Here is a 9554-nt window from a genome sequence, read left to right on the forward strand (position 1 = left end):
CGGTAATTGCCGCATTGGGGAGGCCTGGGGAAAGTAATTGGAAATCTGAAACACCCACATCGAAAACAGCCTCAGAGAACTTGACTATGAAACTGATATTCGTCGTGAGATTGGGTCTGGCTTTGGGAGCGGTGACTTCAGAAACCACGGGATACATCCACTCAAGTTCAAAAGCTCCAATATCACAGTGACTCCCCTGTGGACGCATCACCCCGCGTTGGTCGGTGCTTTCACAGGTGCCGTCATCGCCTGCATCTATTGCCGCTGAATTAGAATAAAGGGGGAAATATGCTGGCAACCCTGTTATTCCACCAAGAAATGGGTCAGAGCCAATAATATTAGCGTTGACTCCATTAATCAAGCCGCAATTGTAAATGGTGCTCTCGATCAAGTTATTATTTCCAATAATGCTGCTATTTTGGTTAGCCAAAATACAATCTTTGCCGACTCCGCTCTTGGCGATAATGGTGTTGTAAAGCCATAATGCGCCATCATTCCATATACCACCGCCAGTATTATCTGAGAAGGTGCTGTTAGTAATTGTTCTAAAATATAGATAATTTGGAAATCCGCTATTGAAAATGCCACCACCGGAATTAGCGTGATTGGTAGAGAATGTGCTGTTAGCGATAGTCATCTCACCAAGGTTTTGAATGGCGCCGCCCCCACCAGCTGTTGAATTATCTAAGAATGTGCTATTCAAGACTGTGAGTGAGCCACTGGAGTTATTGTAAATTCCTCCTCCGCCAAGTGAGCTCCCATTGTTGGAAAATGTACTATTCAGAATGCCCAAGTCTCCGTTGTTGTATACGCCTCCACCATAATTGGCTGAAATAAAACCTTGATCAATTGTAATGCTGTCTAATGTGAGTGGAACATCATTATTGACAAAAAACACCCTGTGAGAATTGTTCCCATTTACTGTAATATCTGTACCCCCATCAATCGCCAGCCCATCGACGTCGGTGATATTAGGTAGCGCTGCAGTAAGTATAATCGTAGCAGTATCAAGAGTATCATCAAAAGCAATAACATCTGCGCCGTTGTGTGCATTCGCAGCGTCGATTGCTTCACGTAATGTGCAATTGGATATGCCTGAAACGAATATATCGCATGAACCATCATCTGTGTCTGCACCAACATTTACATTGAATGTAGTGCCAGTATTGTCAACATCATAAACTTCGCCGCTTGTGAAATTTCCATTTTCTGTATCAGCTCCACCAAGAGGATTGAGTGCTACATCCAGGATTGTATCGTTGTCGATTACATCCAAACGAATGGTGCCGCTTCCAGTCCCAGTGCTGACTGTTACAGTATAGACATCACCCATGCCACTGATGCCGCTCACGGTGGCACCGGAGATGCCAGTTGTCACCAAACTGAAATCATTCATATCCACATCGGTGACGGATTCGGAAAATGTGACGGTGAAATCTATGCTGGCGGCGTTTGTAGGGCTTGGGTCAACACGAATGATTGTTGCAACGGTTGGGGCCACGTTATCGCTTGATCCTTCTTTATCGAGTTTTGCTACGAAAACATCAGCGCTGCTCATACTAACAAGATTAAAGGTGCCTGCACTAGGATCAAAATCGGCGGTATCTTCAAAGTATCCTGTCGTATGGATGTAGTTGCCCGAGTCTATAGCCAGTCCCCGACCACTGTCAAAACCTGTTCCTCCCATATCCTTCGCCCAGGCGAAGTTACCACTGCTATCCAACTTGGAAACAAAGATATCTTTGCCTCCCGCGTTGGCAAGGTTGGCTACGCTTGGCCCCGGGTCAAAGTCGACGTTTTCAAATGAGAAATACCCGGTCGTATAAACGTTGCCATTTGAGTCAGCTTCAATGTCATAGCCTTCATCATAGTTTGTTCCTCCTATACCCTTTGCCCAGAGGAAGTTGCCACTGCTATCCAGATTGGAGATAAAGATATCGTAAATGCCTACAGGGGTAAGGTTAGCCGTGCCTGCGCCGGGGTCAAAGTCAACGGTACTATTATAGAAAAATCCGGTTGTAAGAACATTCCCGCTTGGGCCCACAGCGATGCTGTTGGCCTGCTCGCTACTTGTTCCGCTCAATCTTTTTGCCCAGAGGAAGTTGCCGCTACTATCCAATTTGGAGACAAAGATGTCGTCGCCCCCAGCACTCACCAGGTTTACCGTAGCTGCGCCAGGATCAAAGTCGGCGGTGAGTTGAAATTTTCCAGTAGTATAAACGTTGTTGCTGGAGTCAATGTCAATGCCTTGGCTAATGTCATTGCCGGTTCCCCCCATTTGTTTTGCCCAAGCGAAGTTACCGTCGGTGTCTAATTTGGAAACAAAGATATCGTTGTTCCCTGCACTGGTCAGGTTGGATGTACCGACACCCGGGTCGAAGTCTGCGGTACCAATAAAGTATCCAGTGGTATAAACGTTTCCGCTAGAGTCTATGGTAAGGCCGTTTCCCTCATCATAGTTTGCTCCCCCCATGCTCTTGGCCCAGACAAAGTTGCCGCTACTATCCAACTTCGAGATGAAGATGTCTCTGAATCCAGCACTGGTCAAGTTTGAAGTGCCTGCTCCTGGATCAAAATCTACTGTATCTTCAAAGTATCCCGTTGTATAGACGTTTCCGTTTGTGTCTACAGCAATACTTCTACTTGGATCGTAACCTATCCCACCTATGCATTTTGCCCAAACATAGTTGCCGCTATTGTCCAACTTCGAAACGAAGAAATCCTGATTGCCAGCGCTTGTTAGATTAAAGGTGCTTGGACCGGGATCAAAATCGGCGGTTTCCAGAAAGGTCCCGGTCGCATAAACATTTCCGCTTGCGTCGACGGCGATGGCAATACCTCCATCAGAGCCCGTCCCACCCATTCCTTTTGCCCAAAGTAGATCACCGCTTGCAGAAAGGGGACTGGATAGAGATTTAGCCTGTGCCGACGAAATTAGCATTATGTTGCTTAACATGATTGCAAGTATTAGGGAGATCAATTTTCGAAGTTTCATCTTTTTATTCCTCCTGCGTTTGTGATGTATTGTCCAGTAGTCAATTGTGAAAATTCCACCTTGCATATTTGTTATTGTACCTTTTTGCGCTAAGCAGTCAAGGATGAATGTTTAAAAATGATAGTGTTGGCTTGATAAAATATTCCATAAATCTTCCGAATATACTAGAAAAATATCATAAATATTGACAAATCCCGCCGACCCTGCTATAATGCTGTCGCATAGCAAAGAGCTACAAATAGGGTTAAAAATCGCCAGGAATGGCTTACATCGTACCGCTCAAGCGGTAATTTCTGAGGAGTTATATAGAGAATGTCGCAACTTGAGATCAAAAATCTGCACGTTAGTATTGAAGACAAAGAAATTCTGAAGGGGCTTTCGCTCACAATCAAACAGGGTGAAATCCACGCAATTATGGGGCCGAACGGAACAGGCAAGTCTACATTGGCATATACATTGATGGGTCACCCAAGCTACACTGTCACAGAGGGTGAGATTATTTTCAAAGGAAAGAATGTTCTTGAGTTGGAGCCTGACGAACGCTCTCGCGCTGGCATTTTCCTTGCTTTCCAATATCCTGTTGCCATCCCCGGTGTAACCGTGGCCAACTTCCTGCGCACAGCCATCAATGCCCGTCGCCGCGCAGAAAACGCTGAAGACAAGGGCATGCCCATCCCTGAGTTCCGCAAGATGCTCAAGGAAAAAATGGACATGCTCAAGATGGACCATACTTTTGCAGGCCGATATCTTAATGAAGGCTTCTCCGGCGGTGAGAAGAAACGCGCCGAGATATTGCAGATGGCAACCCTCAAGCCTGAAATCGCTATTTTGGATGAAACAGATTCCGGCTTGGATATTGATGCGCTGCGCATCGTTGCAGAAGGTGTCAACGCTCTTTCTGGACCTGAACTTGGTGTGCTCGTCATCACACATTATCAACGCCTTTTGAATTACATCAAACCGCACTTCGTCCACATCATGCTGGATGGCCGTATCGTTGAAAGCGGCGGCCCCGATCTGGCCCTACACCTCGAAGACCAGGGTTACGATTGGGTACGCGAGAAGTATGATGTACTGCCCGAAGGCGAAGAGGTTCCCTAAACATCAACACAAGGTGCACACATGGCTACAAATTAATGTTTAATGCGCTTTGTGATCTGAAACCGGAGATTTACTATGTCTGAAGATGAAAAAATCCTGGATAATATTGGTGAATATAAATACGGTTTTCATGACCGCGATGACAATTACGTGTTCAAATCCGAACGCGGACTGAGCCGCGAAGTTGTTGAAAATATTTCACGCATGAAGAACGAGCCGCAATGGATGCTTGAATTCCGCCTTAAGGCTTTTGAGCACTACATGGCACGTCCCATGCCGAATTGGGGACCGTCTCTTGATGAGATCGACTTTGATAATATCTTCTACTACGTCAAGCCGACCGAAAAAAGCGAAAAGAATTGGGATGATGTCCCCAATGATATTAAAAACACCTTTGACAAATTGGGCATTCCCGAAGCCGAACAAAAGTTTTTGGCAGGTGTAGGCGCGCAATATGAATCTGAAATGGTCTATCACTCCATTTTGGAACACCTTGAAAAACAAGGCGTCATTTTCCTTTCCATTGAAGATGGCTTGAAACAATACCCCGATCTGTTCCGTGAATATTTCGGGACAGTCATCCCGATTGAAGATAACAAGTTTGCCGCATTGAACAGCGCGGTCTGGTCTGGCGGTTCATTTGTTTACGTTCCCAAAGGCGTAAAAGTGGACCTGCCCCTGCAGGCTTATTTTCGCTTGAATACCGCCAACGTTGGCCAGTTCGAGCGCACGCTCATTATTGTAGATGAAGGCGCGTCTGTGCACTATGTTGAGGGTTGTACGGCTCCGCAATACACCACCAACTCCTTCCATAGCGGTGTGATCGAAATCATCGTCAAGAAAGACGCACGTTCACGTTATTCCACCATTCAAAATTGGTCGACCAACGTTTTTAATCTTGTAACCCAGCGTGCAAAAGTCTTTGCCAATGCCTCGCACGAATGGGTTGATGCGAACCTTGGGTCAAAACTTACAATGAAATATCCATCCTGTTATTTGATGGAACCAGGCGCTCGCGGCGAAATGCTTTCCATGGCATTTGCGGGCCCAGGTCAAACCCAGGATGCTGGCTCGAAGATGATGCACTTTGCGCCCAATACCACCAGCAAGATCACTTCCAAATCCATTAGCAAGGGTGGCGGCCGAGCTTCTTATCGCGGCATGGTCAAGGTGTATAAAGGCTCAAAAGGTGTCAAATCCAATGTGGTTTGCGACGCGCTTTTGCTCGATCCCAAATCCCGCTCAGATACATATCCAACCATCGAGATCGATGAAGATGATGTGACCATCGGCCACGAAGCCTCGGTCAGCAAAGTGGGTGAGGAGCAACTCTTCTACTTAATGTCACGCGGCCTCAGCGAAGAAGAAGCTACGACGATGGTCGTCTCTGGCTTCATCGAGCCGCTCGTCAAAGAATTGCCGATGGAATACGCAGTTGAAATGAACCGTTTGATCCAACTTCAAATGGAAGGATCGATTGGCTAATATGCAAGAGAAACCAAAAGTTACTGTATCAAGAGGACGAAGGGCCGACTCTGCCGCAAAGGAATTTACCTTCACTCAGGCAGACATTCCCGCATCTAGCAACAGTCTCGCTTCTTTCCGCGCCTCAGCCTGGGACTCTTTCAAAAAGATTTCCCTACCCGTTAACACAGACGAGGCCTGGCGACGCACTGACTTACGCTTACTACCTGCGCCCGATTTCAAACTTCCCAAAGAAGGCGCGTTTGAAGATCTACCCAGTGTCCCTGAATATTTACTAAAGCCATTAACAGGCGAACAGCATGGCGGGCAGATCACCTTGCTGCCCGGTGGATCACAAATCCAATTGGATGAGTCGCTTGCCAAACAAGGTGTAGTATTTACCGATTTCCGCACCGCCGAAAAGAATCACGCTGACCTACTCGCGAAGCTGATCGGTCAGATCGTGAAGCCCGGAGATGGCAAGTTTGCCGCCTTGGCTTCAGCGTTAGCGCAAAATGGTGTGTTGCTTTACGTTCCCAAGAACGTGCAAGTTGAATACCCACTTCATTCCGTGTTTTGGGGACCCGGCGGGGAGCTTGCTCATTTTTCACATCTCATCGTCTTTGTGGATGACGGTGCATCTGTAACCTATGTTCACGAAGCCGCGTCACCGGATGAGACCGGACATGCCATGCACGCAGGTGTGGTTGAACTTCATGTTGGCGAGAATGCAAATCTGCGCTTTGTGGAATTGCAATCCTGGGGACGCCACGTATGGAATTTCTCGCATGAGCGTGCACGTGTGGAACGTGGTGGCAACCTGGATTGGATCTTTGGCGCTGTCGGTTCACGCGTCACCAAGAATTTCTCAGACCTTGACCTCGCTGGTGAAGGCGCACAAGGACGCATGTCTGGATTTTATTTCACAGATGGAACACAACATCTTGACCATGATACCCAGCAGAATCACCTTGCTCCACACACCACCAGTGATTTGTTATTCAAAGGTGCGCTAAAAGGCAAGAGCCGTTCCGTATGGCAGGGCATGATCTATGTGGCGCCCGGTGCGCAAAAGACGGATGGTTACCAGGCCAACCGAAACCTCGTCCTGGATAATCATGCACGCGCAGATTCGATCCCAGGCTTGGAAATTCTGGCTGATGATGTGCGTTGTACCCACGGTGCGACGGTTGGTAAACTGGAACAGGAACCGCTCTTTTATCTTAAGAGCCGCGGCATTCCTCAGCGAGAAGCGGAGCAATTGGTTGTTGAGGGCTTCTTTGACCCGATCATGCAGCGCATCCCATTTGAAGGCGTGCGCGAAAGATTCCAGCAGGCAATTCAGGATAAATTGTCAGGTTAGATCAGTTTATTCTCATTCAGGGATCAAACCCGAATGAAAATTTAGTTAGAAGAATTAGAAGTTGCAAGACCCATCTCGTTGGGCGGGAACAGATAACAGTTAAATAAGAGACCGAGGGCGTCTCTAATTAGAAGATAGGATGTGAGTTATGGCAGTGAAATCAAAAGCGAAACCTAAATCCAAGTCAAAGGCGAAGGTGAGGGCAAAAGCAGTGGTCAAATCGAAGGTGGCGGTAAAGAAGGCAAAGTTTGCCAGTAAGTTAACCCACAAACCAAAAGCAAAGGCAAAGGTTTTGAAAAAAATGACAGCAAAGACCAGCGTTACAGCCAAGTCTGAAAATATTTTGAAAGCCAAAGCAAGAGCCCAGGCCATGGCGGAAGCAATGCCCGAAAAAACTCTGGCAAAATCGGTTGCAGTTGTGAAGCCCATCACTCCGGTGGTGAAACGAGTGTTGACACCTTTGGTTGAACGCCGCAAGCCGATCAAGCGTTCTTTGCGCGTGAATCAATATGCCTTCATGAAAGCACCCGGACTTGAACACGCCTTTGAAGTTGGCGACACAGTAGAAGTATATTGCGATCATGAAAAAAGCCGCGAACGAATACGTGGATGGATAAAAGGCATTGTGGTGCAGGTGGATAACAAAATGGTAGCGGTACAGTTCCGCTCGAATGTTTATCTCACCGATGGCTGGATGGTTCCTGATCGCATCCTTTGGTATCCGGTGAACTCAGAACATATTCGACCCGTCCCCGGAAAGAAGCCAGTGGCAAAACGAGATTTAATTCCTGATTATTAAGATACGTAAACAAGCAGACAGGCAAGCACGTATTTACTTGTCTACTTGTTTACCTGCCTACCTTTCTCATGACTCTTAACATAGAACAAATCCGCAAAGATTTTCCAATTCTCGAACGTGAAACACGCAATGGCGTGCGCGTGATCTATTTGGATTCAACTGCAACTTCACAGAAGCCTGTGCAAGTGATCGAGGCGATGAATAATTATTATCGCCGCTCGAATGCGAATATCCATCGCGGTGTGCATACTCTGGCCGAAGAGGCCACTTCCATGTATGAAACTGCGCGCGTGAAGATCGCCAGGTTTATCAATGCTGCAACTGCGCATGAAATTATTTACACGCGCAATACAACCGAGTCGATCAATCTGGTTGCTTATAGTTGGGCGCGCGCAAATTTGAAAGCGGGTGACCTTGTCATTTTGACTGAGATGGAGCATCACAGCAATCTTGTCCCCTGGCATATGCTGCAAATGGAACGAGGCATCGAGCTTGAATTCATCCCGGTGACGGAAGATGGCCTGCTCGATCTTGATGCTTACAAATCGCTTCTTGACCGCCGCCCGAAGCTGGTCTCGTTTACGCACATGTCCAACGTTTTGGGCACGATCAACCCGGCTGCCGAGATCATCCGTTTGGGACATGAAGCAGGCGCAATTGTGCTGGTGGATGGCGCGCAATCCGTTCCACATCTGAAAGTGGATGTGCGGGCGCTTGATGCAGACTTCTACGCTTTTTCCGCTCATAAAATGTGCGGGCCAACAGGGATCGGCGTGTTATATGGAAAGACATCCCTGCTCGAGGCCATGCCTCCATTCTTAGGCGGCGGCGATATGATCAAGGAAGTGAAACTGCGCTCGTTCCGCGCCAATACTCTTCCGCATAAATTTGAGGCGGGCACGCCGGCCATTGCAGAAGCTGTCGGCTTTGGTGCGGCTGTAGATTACCTCTCAGGTATCGGCATGGAAAAGATCGCAGCGCACGAGCATGAGATCACCGAATATGCGCTGGATCGTCTCGAAGAAATCCCTGGCGTGAAGTTATTCGGCCCCTCGGCTGATAAAAAAGGTGGGGTGGCTGCATTCACTCTCGCGGGTGTGCATCCGCACGATGTGGCGCAGATATTGGATCAGGATGGGATTGCGGTAAGAGCAGGCCATCATTGCGCTCAGCCTTTGCATGAAAAATTTGGAATTCCTGCAACGAGCCGCGCTTCGTTCTATCTATATAATACGAAGGATGAAGTGGATATGCTTGTGAACGGAATTTATAAAGTAAAGGAAATGTTTGGATAACTTGGTTTGGTAGTTTAACGGTTTGATAGTTTTGTAGTCAGCCGTTCCCAACTACCTGACTAATCAATTGCCCAGCTAACAAACTACTATGGACGATCTCTATCGCGAAATTATCATCGAGCACTACAAAAACCCATCCTATCGTGGAAAGCTTGACCCGCACGATATTTCCTTTGCCGACAATAACCCGTTATGCGGCGACCATATTCAAATCGACTTGCGCGTGGACGATAAAGGAATTGTGACTGAAGCTCGGTTTGACGGTCACGGATGTGCCATCTCACAAGCCTCTGCCGATTTATTGATGGAGTCAATTATTGGCAAACCGGTTGAAGAGGTAAAAAAATTAAACAAGGATTTTGTCCTTGAAATGCTCGGCATCGACCTGGGTCCTGTGCGTTTGAAATGTGCCTTGCTCTCGCTCAAAGTATTGAAGGCAGGCGTATACGGGCTGGGTGAAGCGAGCGATACACTAGTGGAATAAAAATCTAGATGGGTAATTAGAAAAGTAAATATGTTCAATTACACAACATTTGA

Annotated in this window: 7 protein-coding genes; 6 read left to right on the forward strand and 1 reads right to left on the reverse strand. The window is 47.3% G+C overall.

Annotation, left to right across the window (positions count from 1 at the left end; genetic code table 11):
* A partial coding sequence (locus AC14M5_RS21395; protein WP_484031748.1) for an SBBP repeat-containing protein occupies positions 1–2995 on the reverse strand: 2995 nt, incomplete at its 3' end.
* A 312-nt stretch (positions 2996–3307) separates the two neighbouring features.
* Here AC14M5_RS21395 and sufC point away from each other — a divergent pair.
* From sufC to sufU, 6 genes are all read left to right on the forward strand, one after another.
* Positions 3308–4096, forward strand: coding sequence for a Fe-S cluster assembly ATPase SufC (sufC, locus tag AC14M5_RS21400; protein ID WP_484031749.1), 789 nt, complete (start codon positions 3308–3310; stop codon positions 4094–4096).
* 75 nt (positions 4097–4171) lie between these two features.
* The gene (gene sufB, locus AC14M5_RS21405) at positions 4172–5581 is read left to right on the forward strand and encodes a Fe-S cluster assembly protein SufB (protein ID WP_484031750.1); all 1410 of its coding nucleotides are present in this window, start codon (positions 4172–4174) and stop codon (positions 5579–5581) included.
* A gap of 1 nt (position 5582) precedes the next feature.
* Entirely contained in the window at positions 5583–6923 is a 1341-nt protein-coding gene (gene sufD, locus AC14M5_RS21410; protein ID WP_484031751.1) for a Fe-S cluster assembly protein SufD, read from the forward strand.
* A 148-nt stretch (positions 6924–7071) separates the two neighbouring features.
* Positions 7072–7722: a hypothetical protein gene (locus AC14M5_RS21415; protein ID WP_484031752.1), complete on the forward strand. Its 651-nt coding sequence runs from the start codon at positions 7072–7074 to the stop codon at positions 7720–7722.
* A gap of 68 nt (positions 7723–7790) precedes the next feature.
* Positions 7791–9017 (forward strand): cysteine desulfurase, encoded by a 1227-nt coding sequence (locus AC14M5_RS21420; protein ID WP_484031753.1) that lies wholly within the window; start codon positions 7791–7793, stop codon positions 9015–9017.
* 88 nt (positions 9018–9105) lie between these two features.
* On the forward strand, positions 9106–9501 hold the full coding sequence (sufU, locus tag AC14M5_RS21425) for a Fe-S cluster assembly sulfur transfer protein SufU (protein WP_484031754.1): 396 nt from the start codon (positions 9106–9108) through the stop codon (positions 9499–9501).
* Positions 9502–9554 lie beyond the last annotated feature (53 nt).

The sequence above is a fragment of the Candidatus Villigracilis sp. genome (assembly GCF_057083605.1).

Bases quoted from the DNA above. Each gene is read 5' to 3' on its own strand.
- AC14M5_RS21415 (WP_484031752.1), top strand. From the start codon at position 7,072: ATGGCAGTGAAATCAAAAGCGAAACCTAAATCCAAGTCAAAGGCGAAG.
- sufD (WP_484031751.1), top strand. From the start codon at position 5,583: ATGCAAGAGAAACCAAAAGTTACTGTATCAAGAGGACGAAGGGCCGAC.
- sufB (WP_484031750.1), top strand. From the start codon at position 4,172: ATGTCTGAAGATGAAAAAATCCTGGATAATATTGGTGAATATAAATAC.
- sufC (WP_484031749.1), top strand. From the start codon at position 3,308: ATGTCGCAACTTGAGATCAAAAATCTGCACGTTAGTATTGAAGACAAA.
- AC14M5_RS21420 (WP_484031753.1), top strand. From the start codon at position 7,791: ATGACTCTTAACATAGAACAAATCCGCAAAGATTTTCCAATTCTCGAA.
- sufU (WP_484031754.1), top strand. From the start codon at position 9,106: ATGGACGATCTCTATCGCGAAATTATCATCGAGCACTACAAAAACCCA.